The following is a 20,832-nucleotide window of genomic DNA, read 5'->3' as shown; positions in this document are numbered from 1 at the left end:
AAAAAGTGTAATCTTATGAATAAAAGCTGAAACAAAGGTAGGTTAGAAGGAGCTTTATTTGCTTTATTAAAAGACAAAATAAAAAAGGATTAAGTAGTAGGGAGTTGTTTTCCACAATATTTTTGAAATTAAAGCATTTACAAAAAGGAAACAGGAGTATATAATGGCAACATAACGAAACCGATTGCGTAAGGAGTGGCAGGAATGAAAAAAATGTTTAGTTTTGAGTTTTGGCAAAAATTCGGGAAAGCTTTAATGGTCGTTGTGGCAGTAATGCCCGCAGCGGGTTTAATGATTAGTATTGGGAAATCGCTTCCTTTAATCGATCCTAATTTAGGCTTGTTAGTAACAACAGGCGGAGTTCTGGAGAGTATCGGTTGGGCAATTATTGGCAACTTACATTTACTATTTGCGTTAGCAATAGGTGGCAGTTGGGCCAAAGATCGTGCAGGTGGCGCATTTGCAGCGGGGATTTCTTTTGTTTTAATCAACCGTATTACTGGAGCCATTTTTGGTGTAACAAATGAAATGTTGGCTGATGAACAAGCTTTCACGCATACCTTATTTGGCACCAAGATTATGGTGAAGGGATTCTTTACAAGTGTCTTAGAAGCTCCGGCATTAAATATGGGTGTTTTTGTAGGGATTATTGCTGGTTTTGTCGGTGCGATGGCTTACAACAAGTATTACAATTATCGGAAATTACCAGATGCGCTATCATTTTTTAATGGTAAACGGTTTGTCCCATTTGTCGTTATTTTGTGGTCAACAATTGTCTCAATTGCATTAGCACTTATTTGGCCAAATATTCAAGCGGGAATTAATAATTTTGGGTTATGGATTGCGCAATCTCAAGATAGTGCACCTATTTTAGCGCCATTCTTATATGGAACGTTGGAACGTTTGTTATTACCTTTTGGGTTACATCATATGTTGACGATTCCAATCAACTATACACAATTAGGTGGAACGTATGAAATTTTATCTGGCGCACAAGCTGGAACCCAAGTCTTTGGTCAAGATCCTTTATGGTTGGCTTGGGCAACAGACTTAGTGAATCTTAAAGGCGCTGGTGATATGAGCAAGTATCAGTTTGTCTTAGAAAATTGGACACCAGCTCGATTCAAAGTAGGCCAAATGATTGGTTCTTCAGGGATTTTAATGGGGATGGCTTTGGCGATGTATCGTAATGTCGATGCAGATAAAAAAGCTAAATATAAATCAATGTATTTTTCTGCTGCTTTAGCTGTTTTCTTAACTGGTGTGACAGAGCCGCTAGAATTCATGTTTATGTTTGCTGCAGTGCCGCTTTATGTGATTTATGCCGTGATCCAAGGTGCTGCTTTTGCAATGGCTGATATTTTACCATTGCGTGTGCATTCGTTTGGAAATATTGAATTGTTAACAAGAACACCGCTAGCAATAAAAGCTGGTTTAGGTGGCGATTTAATCAATTTTGTTTTAATGGTCATCATTTTTGGTGCTGTCACTTATTTCTTAGCCAATTTCTTAATTAAAAAATTTAATTACGCAACACCTGGAAGAAATGGAAACTATGACAATGATAACGGCGAAGAAATCGCATCTGGCGCGGCTGGTTCAGGCGTCGTCGATCAGCAAATCGCGCAAATTGTCTACTTACTTGGTGGTAAACAAAATATCAAAGAAGTTGATGCGTGTATGACACGCTTACGTGTCAGTGTAAAGGATCGAGAAAAAGTCGGTTCGGAAGAGGCGTGGAAACGGGCAGGCGCAATGGGCTTGATTGTGAAAGATAATGGCGTTCAAGCCGTTTATGGACCAAAAGCTGATGTTTTAAAATCCGATATTGAAGATTTACTAGCTTCCGGCGTTGACATTCCAGAACCAGTTATAGCAGAAAGTACAGCAGGAGTGCCAACAACGAATTTCTTAGGTAAGAAAAAAGATTTCGTGGCTGTAGCGACAGGGGAAGTTATTCCAATGGCGCAAGTCAATGATCCTGTCTTTTCACAAAAAATGATGGGGGATGGATTTGCAGTTAAGCCTCTAGAAGGAGAGGTGGTGGCACCAATTTCGGGGAAAGTTCTAAGTGTTTTCCCAAGCAAACATGCGATTGGGCTACAAACAGAAGAAGGTATCGAAGTACTTGTCCATATGGGGATTGATACAGTCGAAATGGCAACACCTGCTTTTGAATCTTTTGTTAAAGAAGGACAATCATTGAAAGCTGGGACGAAACTAGCTAAAATGAACTTGGATGTGATTGAACAAGCTGGCAAAGAAACAACGATTATTGTCGCTTTTACAAACAGCGACAAAGTGGAACAAGTAGTTATTCATCAACTAGGAACCACCACTGCGGGGACTGTGATCGGACAGATTGAAATTTAAATGATTAGGTCGGGCACAATCAATAATTGTGCCCGACCTAATAACATGTAAGAGAAGGGGAAAAGATGAATCTTTTAACAATCAATACTCATAGCTGGTTAGAAGAAGAACCATTAAAAAAATTAGAGGAGATTGCCAAGGTGATTTTATCTTCTGAAAGTGAAATAATTGCCTTACAAGAAGTGAATCAGAAAGTCGCTTCCAAGAAAGTGCCGTTAGAACAGTTAACTACTTTTTGTCCCATAGCGACCCAAACGCCAATCCATGAAGATAATTTTGCATATCTAATCGTTCAATATCTAGCTGAAAAAGGCCAACACTATTATTGGAGTTGGGAAATGAGCCACATTGGTTATGCTATTTATGAAGAAGGGAACGCACTACTTTCGAAATGTCCGTTGACTAGTGAAGCTCTCCTTATTTCAGAAAGCCAAGAACCAACGAATTATCGAACAAGAAAAATCTTAGTAGCGGAGACAGAGAGTTCAAAAGGTACGCTTACTGTTGTCTCTGGTCACTTTTCTTGGTGGGAAACACCCTGTACAGGTTTTGCCTATGAATGGCTACAATTAGAGAAATACTTAGCGATGGGGCAACAACCGTTAGTCATTTTAGGCGATTTAAACAACCCAGCTGGTACAACTGGCTATCAATTAGTGGAAAATAGTTACTTGCCGATTCAAGATGCATTTGTTGTAGCGGAAGAGACAAGCGGTGAAGCGACAGTAGAGAAAAAAATAGATGGCTGGGAAGAAAATGAAGCAGCCTTGCGGATTGACTACGCATTTGTTCCAAAACAGTGGCACGTACGAAAATATGAAGTAATTTTTGATGGTAGGAAAACACCGATAGTCAGTGATCATTTTGGCTTACTCATTCAACTAAAATAAGAAAAAGCGCTGAATTTTCAGCGCTTTTTCTTATTTATTCGCTCATGTAATTATTCTTCTCAGTCTTGTTTGGCTAATTCTTGATCCCGAAGGATGGTGGCCTCAATCCCTTTGATGACTGTTGAAATAAACGCATTGTTTTCTAATTCGACAATCCCAGCAACCGTGGTTCCGCCAGGAGAACTGACTTGGTCGATTAAAGTCCAAGGATTCTCTGTGCTATTTGCCAAAGTTTGAGCGCTGCCTAGTACAGCTTGTGTGGCAATTTCTAAGGCTAACTCTTTGTTCATACCATTTTTAACGGCTGCTCGGGCAATCGAATCAATAAATAAGAAAGCATACGCAGGAGTGCTACCTGCAATAGCAGTAAAAATCGAAAAATACTGTTCCTCTAATTCCCAGGCTTGGCCAACTGCTCGAAACAACGATAATACAGTCTGGATGTCTTCAGGGGATGCAAAAGCGTTGCCACAAACAGCTGCTGCACCTGCGCCAATCAATGCATTCATATTTGGCATCACACGAACAAGACGAAGCGGTTGGGTAGTCTCAAACAGTTGATGCAATTCTGCAATAGTCGTACCTGCTGCAATGGAAACAATTAACGGTTGCTTGTCTAAAATTGCTTCTTTTGCTTCAAGTAAAGCTGCTTGAACGAATTGCGGTTTCACCGCTAAAATAACTAAGTCAGCTACTGTAATAGCTTCTTGAGGCGAAGCAACCGCGTGTGCACCAATTTCTTGTGCAAAAGCGGCGGTTTTTTCGACTTGAATATCATAAAAATAAAGGTTTTCTGCGGCAATAAATTGCTTTTTTAGCGCACCTTTGGCAATAGCGGATGCCATATTTCCAGCACCGATAAAACTAATTTTCATAAAAAATTCCTCCTAAAAACTGTTGAATCTCTTTTTTCGTGTTACCATGTATCTAGTATAGAAGGAAACGCCAAAGAAAAAATAGAGGGAGTAAAGTAAAAAGTGTTGGATTATGAGGTGATTAATTGGCAAGCAAAGAAGAGCAATATGCAGCATTTTATCAGTTTTTAGAGACCTTAGATTGTTATTTAACCACTACCAATGCTCTTGAGAATGAAGTAGCGCAATTTAAGGAAAATCCGCATCGAGAAATTGCGGGCTTTATGTTGGCATCTTCGGAAACAATTGACGTTCCGAAAGGATTTATTCGGATGCTCTATTGTTTAGAGCAAGATGGCAATGCTTATTTGGATCAACAAAGGTGTTCGTTTTCGGCTGGCCAAGTCATGATTGTCAATGAGGCCACCTCGGTTAGCTATCAGGGGCAAGGAATGTCTATGATTATATTTTATTTTAAAAAGCACTATTTTCTTGATACGCTCTTAAATCAGCTGGCGGAAGAACCAGTCATGTATCGTTTTTTTACAGAAATTGCTAGCAGTGAATTTGAAAACATTCCTCGATATTTCGTTTTTGCCAGCCAGCCAAATTCGGATGTCCACGTCTATTCGCTATTATTACTGAAACAAATTGTGAAAATGGCCTATTTTAATAATAAAGTGACCAAAGCGGCCTTTGTTTTGCTGGTGGTGGAACTAGGTCAACTGCCTAGAGAAGCTTTAAAGATGCAAGATAATTATTTGTCGAATCATCAACGTGTCGAGGTGATTTTAGCGTATATTGAGCAACAGATTGCGCATGTCACTTTAGCAGAAGTCGCCGCTAAATTTCATTTTCATCCGAATTACTTATCGAATTTTTTAAAAGAAAAAACAAACAAAACGTTTACGGAAATTGTCTTAGCCTACCGAATCCAATTGGCGAAAAACTACTTGAAGCAAACAGATTTATCGATTCAAACGATTGTTGAACGAATCGGCTATCAAGACAAAGCCTTTTTTTATAAACGTTTTAAAGAAGAAATGGGCATGACCCCAAAACAATATCGACAGAAAGAGGGAATGGCAGATGTACGAAGAAGTCTTTGAAGAATTTCAGTTAACTGTAGTAGAATTACCAATCGAATTCGTTGATGATTTGCCTGTCTATCGCGGACACTTAAAAGAATTAACGTTTCTTTCAGCGGAAGCCTCTTCACGAAAAAAACTTTACCAACAGCTTTTACAGGCTTATTTGTTGTATAGAGAAGAGAATCAAGCAGTTGTTGAAGAGGAAGAAATAACCTCCTCATTATTGTCTACAGAACAGTTATTAAAATACTATGATGGTGAAACGTTCGATGGGTTTCAGTTGCCATCAAATGAATAAGAAAGCAGGGGAACAAATGGATACAATGGCAAAAATTAATAAATTTCGTGATGAAAGAAATTGGCGCCCCCACCATAATGAAAAAGATTTGGCGCTCTCAATTTGTTTAGAAGCAGCAGAATTGTTAGAACTTTTTCAATGGAAAACAGCAGAAGAAGGCATCAAACAAGAAGAACGAATCAAAGAAGAATTGGCTGATGTTCTCATTTACTCCTACATGATGGCTGATAATTTAGGGTTTGATTTGGACGAAATTATCGAAGAAAAGTTGAAGAAAAATGCGTTGAAATATCCAGTGCCAGACTAAGAAGCTTGTATTTTGATTACACGCCCCAAAGTTTAGAAAAATATCAGTTTGGGGCGTATCAAAATTGATACTTTTTTAGTTTCAACTAGTTGTATTTGATTTAATCTATTGTCTCGAATAAGTAGATGAATCCTATCTGCGAAGTGGGTGTCGTTTATACTCCTAGTCTTAGCCAACGTTTATTATTTACCCTTGCAATAGCCAGCGCGATGACTGTTAGAACTATAATATACAAGATAATCAATAAATTGTGGTCAAAACTAATTGAGTTTTCTGAGCCTTCTAAAAAATTCTGGACGTTTAGATATAATTCGTTTGAAGCATCAAATATTGCAAAAAAACGTAAAAATCTACCAATTGCAACAAAAAGTACTGTTGTAATCCAATAGAGTATGCTAAAACCGATAGATAAAAGAACGTTAGCAGATAAAAAACTGATCAACGCAACAATTAAAATATACTGAATTGAAATCATCGATAATAAAAAAAACATTTGCAGAATTACAGAAAAATCCATAAAAATAAAGGAAACGATAAATAACAGAACTAGAATACTGCCTAGGGTCTCTACCGTAAGTGTCAAAACTTTTTTTATATAAAAAGTAAGGCTATTGGTATTCATCATACGATAAAATAAAATTGTTTTTCCTGAGTATTCTTTATTAATAAAGAAAGAGACTAGAAACGAAAACATTAGAAAGCCAAATTGTGTAAATACAGTATATGTACTAAATAAGTATTCTCGGTAACTTAACCTAGTTACTTTATCGATGCCAATAGGTAGAATCCATCCCATTGCAAAGATTGCAACGATAATTGCAATTAAAATAATCATTATTTTGTTGGAAATCGTTTTTTTAATTCCAAAATTTCACCCCTCAATATACTTCTGAATAACTTCAGTTTGATTAGTAAAACGAATCATTTTGAAATCTTCAATTAAGTAATAGTTGCCTTTTAAATTTTTTAAATCTGATAAATTGTGTGTGATGTTTAGAATAATTTTTTTAGGATGATTTTTTATATATGCAAGTAGAAATAGATAGATTTCATTAATTGTTTGTTTATCTAAGGCGTTGGTAATTTCATCTAATACAATAATTGATTTATCTTCCAGAAAAAAAGAAAGTAATTTTAGTTTTTGTTTTTGTCCATCACTTAATTGTCCAATTAAGGAAGTTTTAGAAATATTTGTAGCGTGCAAAGAATGAGCCAAGTGTGCGACTGAATCTAAACCAAATATTTTCTCTAGAAGAATAAATAATTCGCAGACTTTTAAATCGTTAGGGACATTAGAAAAGCTTGAAATAATCGTAACATTTTTACTTATTTCAGAAGGGATTAAACCACTTCGGTTTAACAATAAATCCTTAGCAAATTGTGATTTCCCTACACCGTTTTTCCCTAAGATATGATTAATCACCCCTTTTCTAAATGAAACTTTTGTATGTTCTAAAAGTAATTTATTATTTATTTTCAATGTGTAATCATTTAGTTCTAACAACTTAGTCACCTCACACAAACCAACTAATGACTGTTTCAATGACCAATAACAAACTAATTGCTTGTATTAGCTTTACAATCAAGTGATTTTTTCTTTTATTTTCTAATTCATCTACACGGAATAACGTGATTAAAACTTTATAACCATCAGAGTTTAACACAGAAACTAGATTCCATATAAACGCATATGAAAAAAATGAATGAACTGTCGAGTATTTTACTTTTTTAAAATAAGAGATTGATGACCTGAATAAAGTTAATGGTTAGATGATTTCATTTAGATTACCTTTTAGTAAATCAAAGATTATAAAATTCTAATTTTAAGAAGGTATACTAATCGTATCAACTGTTTTGGTAAATGTAAAGGAGATTTTTAGAAAATAACAAGAGAAAGATCACGGGAATATCCAAATAAAATAGAAATGTATGAATAGAAACTTTTTCATTGACTTTCACATGGTGTCAAGGTTTATGATAAGAATATCAATTGAATGAAAAGGAGACTCTATGTATCAAATTGGGCAATTTGCCAAGTTAATGGATATTTCCCCACGGATGCTGCGTCATTATGAAAAAGCAGGAATTTTTGTTCCAAATGAAATTGATAAAAAAACAGGATATCGCTATTATAGCGCACATCAAATTCCTTTATTGAAACAAATTTTACTGTTAAGAGATTCAGGGTTTAAAGTTGAAGAGATGGCGGAAACTTTGAGAAAACTTAAGGATGCTTCTTTTTTGGAAACTATTTTGTTAAGAAAACGAGATCAATCGCGACATTTAATTCAAATGGAGGAGCAAAAGATTAAAAAAATTAATCAACAGTTAGTAGCTTTGAAGGAGGAAAAACAAATGATTAAAGGGACAGAAATCGATTTTATTGTTAGTGATAGCCTTAAGGCGCTTGCCTTATATAAAAAGGTGTTTGAAATAGAGGTAGTAGAAGCAACTGAATACCCTATCGGAATGAATGAAGCGGTTTTTCAACTTTATGGCACGAGGTTTCACATGTTAGATGCCAATGAAGAATATGGTTTAAAATCACCAACCCAAGAACATCCCAATACTATCTGGTTTAATATAACAGTAGAAAATATTGAAGAGACACATCAACTGGCAATGGAAAACGGTTGTCAAGAAGTACAGCCTATTACTGAAATGATGGAAGGAGCGCTCAAAAATTCATTGTTTATTGATCCGTATGGGTACATGTGGATGCTCCACCAAATCTATCAAGAGTTGAGTTTTGATGAGCGGATTGAGATTTTAGAAAACGAGCTGTAAAAATCAATATTCTTGTGTTTGTTTAACTAGTTATCTGAAAAGAACGTAACGTTTGTCAACTAAGCGTTACGTTCTTTTTTATGCGTGTTAACAGAAATTAGTTAAAAAGATAGAAATTTGAACGTCTCCTGAATACTATGATATGCGTTTTGCTTATGGAAATGTGTCTATTGCTAAATTTCTAGCAAGTTCACGTTCTGACAGGCAACTAAAAAAGACCAGTATGTATGCGAATCGTCATGATTGGTGGGTTACAAGCAACGAGGGTTCTTCTGATGATGGCTCCGGTGACAGTTTCGGAGGTGGGAGTTTTGGCGGAGGTGGAGGTACTTCAAGTTGGTAGAAAGTTAAACTAGGTTAGGATGAACTTGGGATAACAAAAGCGCCTCTTAGAAACCAAGGTTTCTAAGAGGCGCTTTTGTTATCGTTACGTCACAGGAGGGATTCGAACCCCCGACCGTCCGCTTAGAAGGCGGATGCTCTATCCTGCTGAGCTACTATGACAATAGTTGTAACACAACAAAGCTAATTATAATGGAAGTAGTGTTAGAAAGTCAATCGGAAATTTAAATAACAGAAGAAGTTTTTTTGGAGAGAGAAAGTGAAGAAAATAGAGAGTTTATATTGACGAGGTTTTCTGGTTCTGTTATTATAGTTAGTGTTGTAATTGTGGTCTCCACAGCTACAACCGCACAGAACAAGTTTTTAAGCATGAGTAATCATCACTTGGGATGGCGAGTCTAAGTCTAGAAGAAGGAGGTGCTGTATAGCATGTACGCAATTATCAAAACTGGTGGTAAACAAGTGAAAGTTGAAGTAGGTCAAGCAATCTACGTTGAAAAATTAAACGTTGAGGCTGGCGAGAAAGTTGTTTTTGACGAAGTTATCTTAGTAGGTGGCGAATCTACAAAAGTTGGTGCGCCAACTGTTGCAGGCGCAACTGTTGAAGGAACTGTTGAAAAACACGGCAAACAAAAGAAAGTCGTGACTTTCCAATACAAACCTAAAAAACACTCTCACCGTAAACAAGGTCACCGTCAACCGTATACAAAAGTTATGATCGAAGCAATCAACGCTTAATCTCTCTTGTTGACAGGAAAGAAGGCCTATCAATGATTAAAGGTTCTTTTAAACGAACAGGCTCCGGCCGAATCGTTTCATTTGAATTAACCGGGCATGCTGAAGCAGGTCCTTATGGCAGCGATGTGGTTTGCGCGGCAGTTTCTGCCTTAGCAATTAGCACAGTCAATGGGATTGATGCCTTAGCAGGTTTTGAACCGATTGTCGAAGTTGAAGATGTAGAAGGTGGCTACCTTTATGTCGAGATGTTAACAACTGTCAATCAGGAACAAAAAAATATTGCCCAAATTCTATTAGAAAATCTTTTATTAGGTTTACAATCAATAGAGAACGAAAATACTGAATTTATTCAAATAAAAACAATCACTGAGAAATAGGAGGTGCAGACTATGTTATTGACTATGAATTTACAATTATTTGCCCATAAAAAAGGTGGCGGTTCTACATCAAACGGCCGTGACTCTGAATCTAAACGATTAGGCGCTAAAAGTGCTGATGGCCAAACAGTTACAGGTGGTTCAATTTTATACCGTCAACGCGGAACTAAAATTTATCCAGGTGTGAACGTTGGAATCGGTGGTGACGATACGTTATTTGCAAAAGTTGACGGTGTGGTACGTTTCGAACGTAAAGGCCGCGACAAAAAACAAGTATCAGTTTATCCAGTAGCTAACTAATACGATTAAAAAGCTGAATCTCCGGATTCAGCTTTTTTTGTCTTGCATAAAGGGTTAGCCGGAAAATAAAGAAACATCTCAAAATAAAAAAAATCTCACATTGGGTTTAACTGCTTGTCTGACAAGGTTAATTGATGATATATTTAATGTAATAACAAGCATGTTATAAAATAATTGAGTCAAAAGAAAGAAGGGTATTATGCAGAAGAATTTTAGTGTAGTAAAGAAGTACGTGAATTTGATTTTGGATATTGTATTAGGGATTTTAGGAGTTTTCTTATTAGTATTTATGGCTAGTTATTTAGTTGACCTCGCTACATATCTCATGAAGCCAATGACGCCGGATAATTTTTCAGTTATCATGCAAGAAATTATTTCATTCTTTATGTTATTTGAGTTTATTATGATGATTCTTCGCTATATTCAAGAAGGACACCATATTCCGATTCGTTATTTGATTTTAATTTGTTTAACCGCAATTTTACGTCAATTAATGGTTGCACATGGCGATGGCTTGCAGACTTTATTGTTATCTTTATCAATTCTTTTACTAGTGCTTGTACTATTTATTCTCGGGTTAAATGGCAGCAAATTTTATACGCTAGGAAAAGCGAAAGTAGAAGAAGATCACGAGCAAGATTTTCATCATTAATCGAACATAATCAAAGACCGTCCAACGTGAGAATTTTTCTCTAACGTGGGGCGGTCTTTTTAATGCATAGTTAAATAGTTAACTCAATCAGTTCAATTGTTGGTAAGACACCAAAGCGTGCGCTGATTTTAGTGGTTCCGATTCCTGGGTGAACAATTAGCGGCGTTTCATCTTCTAAATGATAAAGCCCATGTGTATATTTTTTAGCAAGCTGATTTTTGTAAGTGAAAAAAGGCAAGCGAATCTGTCCGCCGTGACTATGTCCTGCTAAAATGAGGTCAATGTTTTTGTTGACTGCTGAGTCTGCGACATCTGGCTCATGGGTTAGTAGCAGAGTGGGCGTTCCAGTAGGGCGGTTGACTAAAGCTGCAGCTAAGTCGGTTTGTCCATATAACGAATCTTCTAAACCAGCGACGTACAAGGAGATGCGGTGTGAGACAGGCAGTAATTTGCCCGTGTTTTTTAGTACGGTAAAGTCGGCAGCTTCTAAGATTGTTTCGTAAAAATTGGTATCTAACCCGCTATACTCGTGGTTGCCATAAATAGCGAATTTGCCATATGGGGCGTTAATTTTACGGAAAAGTTGACTCACTTCATCCTGAATTTCGATACCGAAACGGGCATAATCATCAAATAAGTCTCCTGTAAAAACGACTATGTCTGGTTGTAATGTATTTGTTTTTTCAACAATCTGTTTTAAGGCCTTCACAGAATAATTCTTTTTTAAATGAATATCAGAGAGTTGAACAATCCGTAAGGTTTTCCCTGATTCTGTTACTTTAATTTGATTTTTGTGTATGACTAAGCAGTTAGGTTCAATAAAAAAACTATAGCTTAAAATGCCGATAATAATGAAAAATAGTGCCAGAAATAAATAAACGTTCATAATTTCCTCCTTGAAGTCGCTAAAGTAGTTTACTACAAAAGTGTTAAGCAAAAAATAAGGAAAGGTAAAATTTTCAGTAAACTTTCTCGATGAAGTTTTTTGGTGATTCATGCTTTTCTGAAGTAAATTTGCTATAATGAAAAATGAGAAAAAAGAAAGAAGGTCGAACCAATGATGGCAAGAGTCGAAAAGCTACGGGAGTTAATGAAAGAAAATAATTTACAAGGATTTTTAGTGACAAGTCCGTATAATTTACGTTATTTAACCAATTTTACTGGGACAACAGGCTTGGCAATGATTACATTAGATAAAGCTTTTTTTGTAACGGATTTTCGTTATACGGAACAAGCTGCGGAACAAGCAACTGGTTTTACTATCGTTAAAAACACAGGACATATTTTTGACGAAGTAGCAGATTTAGCTGAACGTTTGCAATTAGATAATTTAGCTTTTGAAGAAACGCAAGTTAGTTTCGCTGATTATAGCTTATTGGAAGAAATTTTACCATGTGAATTAGTTCCTGTAATGGGTTTGATTGAAGAATTAAGAGAAGTGAAAGATGAAGAAGAAGTAGCGATTATTGAAAAAGCGTGTGCCATCGCGGATCAAGGATTTGCCTTTGTCTTAGAGATGATTAAACCTGGAATGACAGAGATTGAAGTGGCTAATCAATTAGATTTCTTCATGCGGTCAAAAGGAGCCAGTGGTGTTTCTTTTGAGACAATTGTGGCCAGCGGTCTACGTTCAGCGATGCCACATGGCGTTGCTAGCCATAAAGTCATCGAAAAAGGTGAGTTAATCACTTTGGATTTCGGTTGTTATTATGAAGGCTATGTTTCTGATATGACACGGACATTCGCTATTGGTAGTATTCAGCCAAAACTAAAAGAAATTTATGATATTGTTTTAGAAGCACAATTAAAAGTGTTAGCAGAAGCTAAACCTGGGTTGACGGGCATTCAATTAGATGCGATTGCACGGGATCATATTGCTTCCTATGGCTATGGCGATGCGTTTGGCCACAGTACTGGTCATGGCATTGGATTAGAAATTCATGAAGGACCAAATGTTTCATTCCGAGCAGATAAACAGTTTGTACCAGGGAATGTGATTACGGACGAACCTGGAATTTATTTGCCAGGAATTGGTGGCGTGCGTATTGAGGACGATTTATTGATTACTGCTGAAGGTAATCGTGTATTGACACACGCGCCAAAAGAATTAATCATTTTATAAAGGTTGGGAGAACATGGATATTCAAGAGTATCAGCGGTTTATTAGCGCGTTTTATAAAAAACGTAACTGGTATCAATATGATCCGTTTATTCGTTCCAACTTTTTAACAGAAGAAGTCGGCGAAGTTTGTCGGGCCATTCGGACAATTGAAATTGGCCGTGATCGACCGGATGAAACAGTTTTGGCAGATGAAGAGAATCTGGAAAATTTAACGGAAGAGTTAGGCGATGTGTTGGATAATTTATTTATTTTAGCGGATAAATATGACATCTCTTTAGAAATGATTATGCAAAAGCATCGGACGAAACTAATGGAACGTTATCCTGAAGAATAAAGACGTAAAAATAAGAAAGCCAAAATTACTTGGTCTTTCTTATTTTTACGTCTAAAGCCTTGAATTAGAAATTTATGACAAGAAATTATCTGTTCTTTTAGTCAGAACTTAGCTTTTCTGGTAGCGAAATAGGCTAATTAATGATAAACTAAGAACGAGTATTGATAAGCAAAATTTGGACGTTCTTTCACAACTAACTGAAGAAACCAGTGTTGTTTTAATTTTTAAGAATCATCCGTTGCTTAAAAGAGAATCCTTAAGAGACTTAGTGATTCATCAAATAAATCGTTTATTTAACGATTTTGTGCGTAATAGATAAGGAGGACAACCAAATGTCAGAAGAAAAAAATCTTGTAATCAATGCAAACGATTCTTTAGGAGAAATCGTGATCGCTCCTGAAGTCATTGAAGTAATTATCGGAATCGCTGCTTCAAAAGTAGAGGGCGTTTATGGGATGCGCGGCACGTTTGCCAATAATGTGAATGAATTATTAGGCCGTGCAGCACACGGCAAAGGTGTATATTTACGAACAGAAGAAGAAGGCTTAAAAGTCGATATCTATTGTTACTTGAACTACGGTGTTTCTGTGCCAAAAGTTGCATTAGAAATGCAAGACCGTGTGAAACAACAAGTCTTATTTATGACAGATATTGATTTAGTTGAAGTGAATATTCATGTTGTAGCGGTAGTACCTGAAAAAATCCCTCAACCAGACTTAAATGAATTATTCCCAGAAGATGAAGATGGAGAAGAGAATGAGTAAAACAGAATTAACCCGTCACGAGATTCGTGAAAAAGCGCTCCAAGCCCTTTTTCCTTTAGATTTTAATGCTGATTTAACCAAACAAGATGCCATTGATTATGCATTGGCTTATGATAATCGGGAAATCGTCAGTGAAGATGGCGAAGACCTAGTCCCTACGTATTTAGATTTACTTGTCGGCGGTGTGTGTAGCCGCAAAGCAGAACTAGACGAAGTGATTACGAACCATTTAGGTAATAACTGGTCTATGCAACGCTTAGCAAAAATAGATATTGTTATTTTACGTTTAGCTATTTTTGAAATGCTATACGTTTCAGATGTGCCAAACATTGTGGCATTAAATGAAGCCGTTGAGTTAAGTAAAAAATACAGCGACGACCGTTCACGTAAATTTGTTAATGGTGTGTTATCAAATGTAATGAAAGAAATTGATTCAGAGGCGTAAGCTCTGAATCTTTTTTTACTATCTAACTGGTGTTAAGATACTGGGTTATATGCTAAAATAAATACTATTAAAGAAGTAAAGAAACAATAGAGGGAGCGAAGGAATGAGTACAGTAATTAACGGTCGTGAATTAGCAGATCAAATGCAAGCAGAGATTCAAAAAGATGTAGAAAAGATGACACAACAAGGCATCCAACCAGGATTAGTTGTTTTATTAGTTGGGGAAAATCCTGCCAGCCAAACGTATGTGAGAAATAAAGAACGTGCAGCAGCCAAAATTGGCATTCTGTCAAAGGTCGAAAAACTGCCAGAAACTATTTCAGAAGAAGAATTATTGGCTGAGATTGACAAATATAATCAAGATTCACGCTTTCATGGCATTCTTGTACAACTACCTTTGCCAAAACATATTGATGAAGAAAAGATTTTATTAGCGATTGATCCCAAAAAAGATGTAGATGGGTTCCATCCAATGAATTTAGGCCGTTTGTTTGTAGGCAAACCTGAAATGATTCCTTGCACGCCGTATGGAATTATGAAGATGTTTGAAGCCTATGATATTGATTTAACAGGTAAACGTGCGGTGGTTATTGGTCGAAGTAATATTGTTGGCAAGCCAATGGCACAATTATTGTTAATGAAAAATGCGACCGTGACGATTGCCCATTCTAAAACTGAACATTTAGCAGAAGTTGCAAAAGAAGCGGATATTTTAGTTGTAGCAATTGGACGCGGGCATTTTGTCACCAAAGAGTTCGTGAAACCAGGTGCGGTAGTGATTGATGTGGGTATGAATCGCAATCAAGAAGGAAAACTGATTGGTGATGTAGCATTCGATGAAGTTTCTGAAATTGCAAGCTATATCACGCCGGTTCCCAAAGGTGTTGGCCCAATGACGATTACCATGTTAATGTATCAAACAGTCGAGGCAGCAAAAAAACAAAAGTAAGGTGAAAAAATGACGCAACAGTATTTAACAGTAACAGCCTTAACGAAGTATTTAAAACGTAAATTTGATGCAGACCCTTACTTAGGACGTGTCTATTTAACAGGTGAAATTTCGAACTTTCGCTTCCGAGCGAACGCGCATCAGTACTTCAGTTTAAAAGATGACCATGCGAAGATTTCTGCAATTATGTTTAAATCAGCCTTTCAAAAATTGAAGTTTCAACCAAAAGAAGGCATGAAAGTCATGGTGGTGGGGCGGATTTCGCTTTATGAAAACAGCGGCTCCTATCAAATTTATATTGAACATATGGAACCAGATGGTGTAGGTGCACTTTATCAAGCATTGGCAGAATTAAGAGAAAAACTAGGAAAAGAAGGACTTTTTGAAGGGCCTAAACAACAGTTGCCTCGTTATCCCAAACGAATCGCTGTGGTTACAAGTCCTAGTGGTGCTGTTATTCGGGATATCATTACGACAGTCAAAAGACGGTATCCGATTGCACAACTGGTCCTTTTTCCAACCTTGGTCCAAGGCGAGCAGGCGGCGGATGACATTGTGCGGAACATTCAGCGAGCCGATGCGCAAGGCGATTTTGATACGATGATCATCGGCCGTGGCGGTGGTTCAATCGAGGATTTATGGCCATTTAATGAAGAAAAAGTGGCTCGAGCCATTCATGCTGCCACCACACCGATTATTTCATCGGTTGGTCACGAAACAGATGTGACAATTGCCGATATGGTAGCAGATGTTCGTGCGGCAACGCCAACGGCAGCAGCGGAACTAGCGGTACCAGTTTTAAATGAAGAACTATTAAGAATTAGTGAACGGCGTAGTCGTTTAGAACAAAGCTTTTTATATCTCTTACAACAACGAACAGAACGTTTCCAACGACTACAAAACTCTTATGTGTTTAAGCAACCTGAGCGACTTTATGAAGGTCAAACGATTAAATTAGATCGAATGACGCAACGTCTTTTCCAAGCAATGACAACAATTCATCACAAAAAACAACGTCAAGCCCAAGGAATTATCGCTCAATTGCAACAACAGACACCAAAGGGACAATTAAGAGAAAGTCAGCAACAATTGGCATTTTTACAACGAAACTTGCAAACACAAATGACACAATTGTTCCTAAACAAACAAAAGCAATTCACGTCTGCTGTTCAACAACTAGACTTACTCAGCCCACTCAAAATTATGGGTCGAGGATATAGTTATACTACAAAAGAGGACCGTGTCGTTAAAACTGTTACCGAGTTACAGCCAGCAGATCAATTAACGATTCATTATGCTGACGGTACAGTTCAAGCAAACGTCGAAACAATAACAGCGAAAAAAGAGGAGTTTTAACATGCCAGCAAAAGAAAAAACGTTTGAAGAATCATTAAATGCCTTAGAAGAAATCGTTCAGCGCTTAGAACGAGGAGATGTTCCTTTGGAAGAAGCCTTAGCTGCCTTTCAAGAGGGCATGGCATTAAGTAAACAATGTCAAGATACATTGGAAAAAGCGGAAAAAACTTTAACGAAAATGATGACAGAAAACAATGAAGAAATTGTTTTTGAAGAGAGCGAGGAAGCGTAATGACGAATTTTAGTCAACAGCATTTACCGTTGGTTGAAAAAGTCATGGTCGATTTTATCGCAGAATATACTGAAAATGAGCGTTTGAAAGAAGCAATGCTCTACTCAATACACGCAGGTGGCAAACGATTACGCCCGCTATTAGTGTTAACAACAGTGGCCGCTTTTCAAAAAGAGATGGAAACACAAGACTATCAAGTGGCTGCCTCTTTAGAGATGATTCATACGTATTCATTAATTCATGATGATTTACCAGCAATGGACGATGATGATTTACGTCGTGGCAAACCAACCAATCATAAAGTGTTTGGTGAAGCGACTGCCATTTTAGCAGGGGACGGCTTATTAACAGGTGCATTTCAGTTACTTTCTTTGAGTCAATTAGGCTTAAGTGAAAAAGTTTTACTGATGCAACAACTGGCAAAGGCAGCGGGGAATCAAGGCATGGTTGCCGGCCAAATGGGTGATATTGAAGGAGAAAAAGTCAGCTTGACTTTAGAAGAGTTAGCGGCTGTTCATGAAAAGAAAACCGGAGCGCTAATTGAATTCGCCTTAATTGCTGGGGGCGTATTAGCCAATCAAACAGAAGAAGTCATTGGTTTACTGACACAGTTTGCGCATCACTATGGCTTGGCTTTTCAAATTCGTGATGACTTATTAGATGCCACAAGTACAGAAGCAGATTTAGGTAAAAAAGTAGGCCGAGATGAAGCGTTGAATAAAAGTACGTATCCAGCTCTTCTAGGGATTGCTGGCGCGAAAGATGCGCTAACACATCAATTAGCAGAAGGCAGCGCTGTTTTAGAAAAAATCAAAGCAAATGTTCCCAACTTTTCAGAAGAACATTTAGCAAACTTGTTAACTCAGTTACAATTGAGATAGAAAGAAGGCACTTATGAAAAAAGAACGCGTCGATGTCTTGGCGTTTAATCAAGGACTATTTGAAACACGAGAAAAAGCCAAACGCAGCGTGATGGCTGGTTTGGTTTACAATGATAAAAATGAACGTTTAGATAAACCAGGGGAAAAAATTTCTGTGGAGACACCCTTACATACTAAGGGCCAAGTAATGCCTTATGTTTCTCGTGGGGGCTTAAAACTAGAGAAGGCACTAAATGTTTTTGCAATCAACGTTCAAGGCAAAACAATGCTAGATATTGGTTCCTCCACAGGTGGTTTTACCGATGTTGCTTTACAAAATGGGGCTCGTTTGAGTTACGCTTTAGATGTTGGCTATAACCAACTAGCATGGAAAATTCGGCAAGATGAACGCGTGGTGGTAATGGAACGTACCAATTTTCGCTATAGTAAACCCGAAGATTTCACCGAAGGGGTGCCGGATATTGCAACGATTGATGTTTCCTTTATTTCATTACGCTTAATTTTGCCACCTCTTCATGATATTTTGAAAAAAGGTGGTAGTGTGGTGGCGTTAATTAAGCCACAATTCGAAGCTGGCAAAGAGTTTGTTGGGAAAAAAGGAATCGTGCGTGATCCAGAAACCCATCAAATGGTTGTGGAGGAAATTACACGCTTTGCCATGAATAACGGTTATGATGTGAAAAACTTAGATTTTTCACCAATCACTGGTGGCGAAGGAAACATTGAATTTTTGGCACACTTAGTTTCTGTTGAAGGAGAAGGATCCTATCAAGCAACAGAATCCATTGAAGAAGTTGTCGCGCATGCGCATCAAAAATTAGCGGAATGATGAGAAAGGCAGCAAATTTTGTAGACTAAGCAATTAAATAAAAAGGGATCTGAGACAGTCATTAGAAGTATAGCTGTCTCAGGTCCTTTTTTTATTTTATAAATAAATTGGTGAGACATTTAATAATGATAAAAAGGAATTTAAATAAAAATAATCGTTGAAATAGACTTATTGGCTCTTGTTTTATTGTGAGAAAATAACATTTTTAAAACTAATATTTTTTAAATAATAATTAAAAAAACATTATCGATATTATTTAATTTAATTTTAATTTACTGATGTGTTTTTTAATGTTAAACTAAGGATAGTTCTGATCAGACAAACTATTTTAGTAAGACCAAGTAATTGAATAGAGAGGTAAAAAAATGAAAAAAATGAAGTTATTAATTTCTGGTTTTTTTTGTAGCAATCGTTTTGAGTACTAGTGTTGATACATTTGCAGCCTCTAGGTTTCCTGGCATATTATCGAGAGGAATTAATGGAATTAGTTATTGGCTAGGACCAACCGCAACATTTGGTAATACCGATACAGCGATTAGAAATTGGATGTATACTCCGTGGGGGAATCCTTTGTATATTTATAAACAAGGAAATAACTATGGGACATCAATTGATTTTTATTCAACAAAGTTAAATCTGGGAATAGGTGGGGTTACAGATTTTTTTGATGGCAGAGATAGGATGATTGCAACTGGGATGCGAGAAGCTCCGCGAATAAACTACTACTATGCTAAAATTAATTATAATACTATGTATTCACGGGCTTCATCGATGAAGAATGGGACTATTGCTAGACATGAAATTGGGCATGCGCTCGGGATTGCACATTCAAATGGCATTATGATACGTTCTGTAAGTACTAATACAAATCTTGCTGTTGATAAAGCGAATAATGATATCTTAGCAAGAATATATGGGTGGTGAAAAAATGAAAAAAAATCCCATAGTATTTTTGTTAGCGCTTTCTTTATTGGCGTGCGCTTTCTTAATGATTAATTTCGTTAAAGAGAACGAGAAGAAACAAGTTGCTGCTGAAAAAATAACAACAACTTCCACTTCATTAAAGAAAAAAGCTTTGAAAAATAGTATTGATTCTTCAGAAAGAAAATATTATTCATATCTTGATGAAATTGACCAAAGTAAAGTTATTAATCAATCCGGTGGATCGCAACGACTGTTAATGTATAATCCTGAAATCCCAAAAGATATCCAATCTTTGTCAACAAATATTGTTATTGGCAAAGTTCTTTCTTTAGATAAAGCAGACGCGCCTGCTAATGATCCTAGTAGTCCCTATAATGGAGAAATCTATCCATGGACATTTGGGAAAATCCAAGTACTAAAAAATATTCAAGGCGAATTAGCATCTACGATTGAATTTGCGCGACCAGGTGGCATTATGGAAGAAGGGCGAATGTTTTTAAATGATGCGAAAGAAAATGTTGATAAATTGAATCGTGGGCGTGCAACAAGACGAATGGCGCCAATTCAGCAAAGTCGTCAGCTTGTTGAAATACTACAGTATGAAGGAGATTTTTATTTAGAAGCTGGTGAGACCTATTTGTTTTATGTTTATTGGGATAAGGAATGGAATAAGGGGTTAATAATGGGCTATCAATACGGTTCTTTACGTTTAGAAGACGAGCAGCAACCTGCTGAAGAATTAACCCAAAGGAATCGCCGAGCGATTGGCAAAACGTGGAATGTTGTCAATGAATTAACCAAAGAAACGACTAATTTAACTACCTATTTAAAAGATGAATTAGGAATTGAACTTCCAGCAGAATAGAAGTAGAGAATAACAAAAAGTCAGCGGAGCTTCCCTTGCTTTTTGTTATTCTTTTCTTTGTTTAGTCTTTTAAAATGCATAAAAATAAGCTATGATGAGGGCAAGAGTAAACTGAAAAGGAG

General features: G+C 36.8%; 25 protein-coding genes, 1 tRNA gene, 1 pseudogene and 1 other annotated feature. Of the genes and pseudogenes, 22 read left to right on the top strand and 5 right to left on the bottom strand.

Translation table 11 applies throughout. The features are described from left to right. Positions 1–204 precede the first annotated feature (204 nt). Both IGL80_RS10260 and mapP read left to right on the top strand, forming a co-directional pair. Positions 205–2,373 (top strand): PTS transporter subunit IIBC, encoded by a 2,169-nt coding sequence (locus IGL80_RS10260; RefSeq protein ID WP_002358862.1) that lies wholly within the window; start codon positions 205–207, stop codon positions 2,371–2,373. Between the two features lie 65 nt (positions 2,374–2,438). Continuing rightward, on the top strand, positions 2,439–3,263 hold the full coding sequence (mapP, locus tag IGL80_RS10255; protein ID WP_002358863.1) for a maltose 6'-phosphate phosphatase: 825 nt from the start codon (positions 2,439–2,441) through the stop codon (positions 3,261–3,263). A gap of 59 nt (positions 3,264–3,322) precedes the next feature. Here mapP and proC read toward each other — a convergent pair whose 3' ends face one another. Continuing rightward, on the bottom strand, positions 3,323–4,138 hold the full coding sequence (gene proC, locus IGL80_RS10250) for a pyrroline-5-carboxylate reductase (RefSeq protein ID WP_002358864.1): 816 nt from the start codon (positions 4,136–4,138) through the stop codon (positions 3,323–3,325). A gap of 125 nt (positions 4,139–4,263) precedes the next feature. Between proC and IGL80_RS10245 the strand changes: the two genes are divergently transcribed. From IGL80_RS10245 to IGL80_RS10235, 3 genes are read left to right on the top strand one after another with little or no spacing between them, the layout of a single operon-like run. Continuing rightward, complete coding sequence (locus IGL80_RS10245) at positions 4,264–5,226, top strand: helix-turn-helix domain-containing protein (protein WP_002358865.1); 963 nt, start codon at positions 4,264–4,266, stop codon at positions 5,224–5,226. Then, positions 5,207–5,506, top strand: a complete 300-nt coding sequence (locus tag IGL80_RS10240; RefSeq protein ID WP_002358867.1) for a hypothetical protein — start codon at positions 5,207–5,209, stop codon at positions 5,504–5,506. Before IGL80_RS10245 ends, IGL80_RS10240 begins: the two co-directional genes overlap by 20 nt. Next, positions 5,499–5,813: a nucleotide pyrophosphohydrolase gene (locus tag IGL80_RS10235; protein ID WP_161978253.1), complete on the top strand. Its 315-nt coding sequence runs from the start codon at positions 5,499–5,501 to the stop codon at positions 5,811–5,813. Before IGL80_RS10240 ends, IGL80_RS10235 begins: the two co-directional genes overlap by 8 nt. A gap of 154 nt (positions 5,814–5,967) precedes the next feature. Here IGL80_RS10235 and IGL80_RS10230 read toward each other — a convergent pair whose 3' ends face one another. Together IGL80_RS10230 and IGL80_RS10225 are read right to left on the bottom strand one after the other, a co-directional pair. Further along, positions 5,968–6,648: a peptide ABC transporter permease gene (locus IGL80_RS10230; RefSeq protein ID WP_002404475.1), complete on the bottom strand. Its 681-nt coding sequence runs from the start codon at positions 6,646–6,648 to the stop codon at positions 5,968–5,970. A gap of 36 nt (positions 6,649–6,684) precedes the next feature. Next, positions 6,685–7,326, bottom strand: a complete 642-nt coding sequence (locus IGL80_RS10225) for an ATP-binding cassette domain-containing protein (RefSeq protein ID WP_025186153.1) — start codon at positions 7,324–7,326, stop codon at positions 6,685–6,687. A gap of 497 nt (positions 7,327–7,823) precedes the next feature. On the opposite strand from IGL80_RS10225, the pseudogene IGL80_RS10220 reads away from it, so the two are divergent. Both IGL80_RS10220 and IGL80_RS10215 read left to right on the top strand, forming a co-directional pair. Beyond that, positions 7,824–8,024 (top strand): annotated as a pseudogene (locus tag IGL80_RS10220) (MerR family transcriptional regulator); the annotation flags it as partial. 144 nt (positions 8,025–8,168) lie between these two features. After that, the gene (locus tag IGL80_RS10215) at positions 8,169–8,600 is read left to right on the top strand and encodes a VOC family protein (protein ID WP_002370677.1); all 432 of its coding nucleotides are present in this window, start codon (positions 8,169–8,171) and stop codon (positions 8,598–8,600) included. Between the two features lie 430 nt (positions 8,601–9,030). On the opposite strand, the gene IGL80_RS10210 is transcribed toward IGL80_RS10215, so the two are convergent. Continuing rightward, a tRNA-Arg gene (locus IGL80_RS10210) sits at positions 9,031–9,104 on the bottom strand. 172 nt (positions 9,105–9,276) lie between these two features. Continuing rightward, positions 9,277–9,352 (top strand) — a sequence feature (ribosomal protein L21 leader region). A gap of 19 nt (positions 9,353–9,371) precedes the next feature. On the opposite strand from IGL80_RS10210, the gene rplU reads away from it, so the two are divergent. The 4 genes from rplU (at position 9,372) to psiE (ending at position 11,009) form a co-directional block, all read left to right on the top strand. After that, positions 9,372–9,680 carry a 50S ribosomal protein L21 gene (rplU, locus tag IGL80_RS10205; RefSeq protein ID WP_002355866.1) on the top strand — a complete coding sequence of 103 codons (309 nt, stop codon included), beginning with the start codon at positions 9,372–9,374 and terminating at the stop codon, positions 9,678–9,680. A 32-nt stretch (positions 9,681–9,712) separates the two neighbouring features. Continuing rightward, positions 9,713–10,057 (top strand): ribosomal-processing cysteine protease Prp, encoded by a 345-nt coding sequence (locus IGL80_RS10200; protein ID WP_002358874.1) that lies wholly within the window; start codon positions 9,713–9,715, stop codon positions 10,055–10,057. 12 nt (positions 10,058–10,069) lie between these two features. After that, on the top strand, positions 10,070–10,357 hold the full coding sequence (rpmA, locus tag IGL80_RS10195; RefSeq protein WP_002355868.1) for a 50S ribosomal protein L27: 288 nt from the start codon (positions 10,070–10,072) through the stop codon (positions 10,355–10,357). Between the two features lie 199 nt (positions 10,358–10,556). Further along, positions 10,557–11,009, top strand: a complete 453-nt coding sequence (gene psiE, locus IGL80_RS10190; RefSeq protein WP_002358876.1) for a phosphate-starvation-inducible protein PsiE — start codon at positions 10,557–10,559, stop codon at positions 11,007–11,009. A gap of 70 nt (positions 11,010–11,079) precedes the next feature. On the opposite strand, the gene IGL80_RS10185 is transcribed toward psiE, so the two are convergent. Beyond that, positions 11,080–11,895 carry a metallophosphoesterase gene (locus tag IGL80_RS10185; RefSeq protein ID WP_002355870.1) on the bottom strand — a complete coding sequence of 272 codons (816 nt, stop codon included), beginning with the start codon at positions 11,893–11,895 and terminating at the stop codon, positions 11,080–11,082. Positions 11,896–12,066: 171 nt separating this feature from the next. Between IGL80_RS10185 and IGL80_RS10180 the strand changes: the two genes are divergently transcribed. The 11 genes from IGL80_RS10180 (at position 12,067) to IGL80_RS10130 (ending at position 20,710) form a co-directional block, all read left to right on the top strand. Further along, positions 12,067–13,131, top strand: a complete 1,065-nt coding sequence (locus tag IGL80_RS10180) for a M24 family metallopeptidase (RefSeq protein WP_002391500.1) — start codon at positions 12,067–12,069, stop codon at positions 13,129–13,131. Positions 13,132–13,144: 13 nt separating this feature from the next. After that, the gene (locus tag IGL80_RS10175; protein WP_002355872.1) at positions 13,145–13,465 is read left to right on the top strand and encodes a MazG nucleotide pyrophosphohydrolase domain-containing protein; all 321 of its coding nucleotides are present in this window, start codon (positions 13,145–13,147) and stop codon (positions 13,463–13,465) included. 332 nt (positions 13,466–13,797) lie between these two features. Next, positions 13,798–14,229 (top strand): Asp23/Gls24 family envelope stress response protein, encoded by a 432-nt coding sequence (locus IGL80_RS10170; RefSeq protein ID WP_002355874.1) that lies wholly within the window; start codon positions 13,798–13,800, stop codon positions 14,227–14,229. Further along, positions 14,222–14,674, top strand: a complete 453-nt coding sequence (gene nusB, locus IGL80_RS10165) for a transcription antitermination factor NusB (RefSeq protein ID WP_002355875.1) — start codon at positions 14,222–14,224, stop codon at positions 14,672–14,674. Before IGL80_RS10170 ends, nusB begins: the two co-directional genes overlap by 8 nt. Positions 14,675–14,777: 103 nt before the next feature. Further along, positions 14,778–15,623, top strand: coding sequence for a bifunctional methylenetetrahydrofolate dehydrogenase/methenyltetrahydrofolate cyclohydrolase (locus tag IGL80_RS10160; RefSeq protein ID WP_002355876.1), 846 nt, complete (start codon positions 14,778–14,780; stop codon positions 15,621–15,623). Positions 15,624–15,632: 9 nt separating this feature from the next. Continuing rightward, complete coding sequence (gene xseA / locus IGL80_RS10155; protein ID WP_002358878.1) at positions 15,633–16,979, top strand: exodeoxyribonuclease VII large subunit; 1,347 nt, start codon at positions 15,633–15,635, stop codon at positions 16,977–16,979. A 1-nt stretch (position 16,980) separates the two neighbouring features. Further along, positions 16,981–17,211: an exodeoxyribonuclease VII small subunit gene (locus tag IGL80_RS10150; protein WP_002355878.1), complete on the top strand. Its 231-nt coding sequence runs from the start codon at positions 16,981–16,983 to the stop codon at positions 17,209–17,211. Then, positions 17,211–18,092, top strand: coding sequence for a polyprenyl synthetase family protein (locus IGL80_RS10145; RefSeq protein ID WP_002355879.1), 882 nt, complete (start codon positions 17,211–17,213; stop codon positions 18,090–18,092). Before IGL80_RS10150 ends, IGL80_RS10145 begins: the two co-directional genes overlap by 1 nt. Positions 18,093–18,105: 13 nt before the next feature. After that, complete coding sequence (locus tag IGL80_RS10140) at positions 18,106–18,921, top strand: TlyA family RNA methyltransferase (RefSeq protein ID WP_002355880.1); 816 nt, start codon at positions 18,106–18,108, stop codon at positions 18,919–18,921. 414 nt (positions 18,922–19,335) lie between these two features. Next, the gene (locus IGL80_RS10135) at positions 19,336–19,845 is read left to right on the top strand and encodes a matrixin family metalloprotease (RefSeq protein ID WP_002358879.1); all 510 of its coding nucleotides are present in this window, start codon (positions 19,336–19,338) and stop codon (positions 19,843–19,845) included. 4 nt (positions 19,846–19,849) lie between these two features. Then, a complete protein-coding gene (locus IGL80_RS10130; RefSeq protein WP_223302470.1) occupies positions 19,850–20,710 on the top strand; it encodes a hypothetical protein in 861 nt (286 codons plus the stop codon). The last annotated feature ends 122 nt before the right edge of the window (positions 20,711–20,832 follow it).

Origin of the sequence: Enterococcus sp. DIV2467a (assembly GCF_050532945.1) — a bacterium.
In the GTDB taxonomy this organism is placed as follows: Bacteria; Bacillota; Bacilli; order Lactobacillales; family Enterococcaceae; genus Enterococcus; species Enterococcus faecalis.
This window is presented reverse-complemented; position numbering and strand designations above follow the sequence as displayed.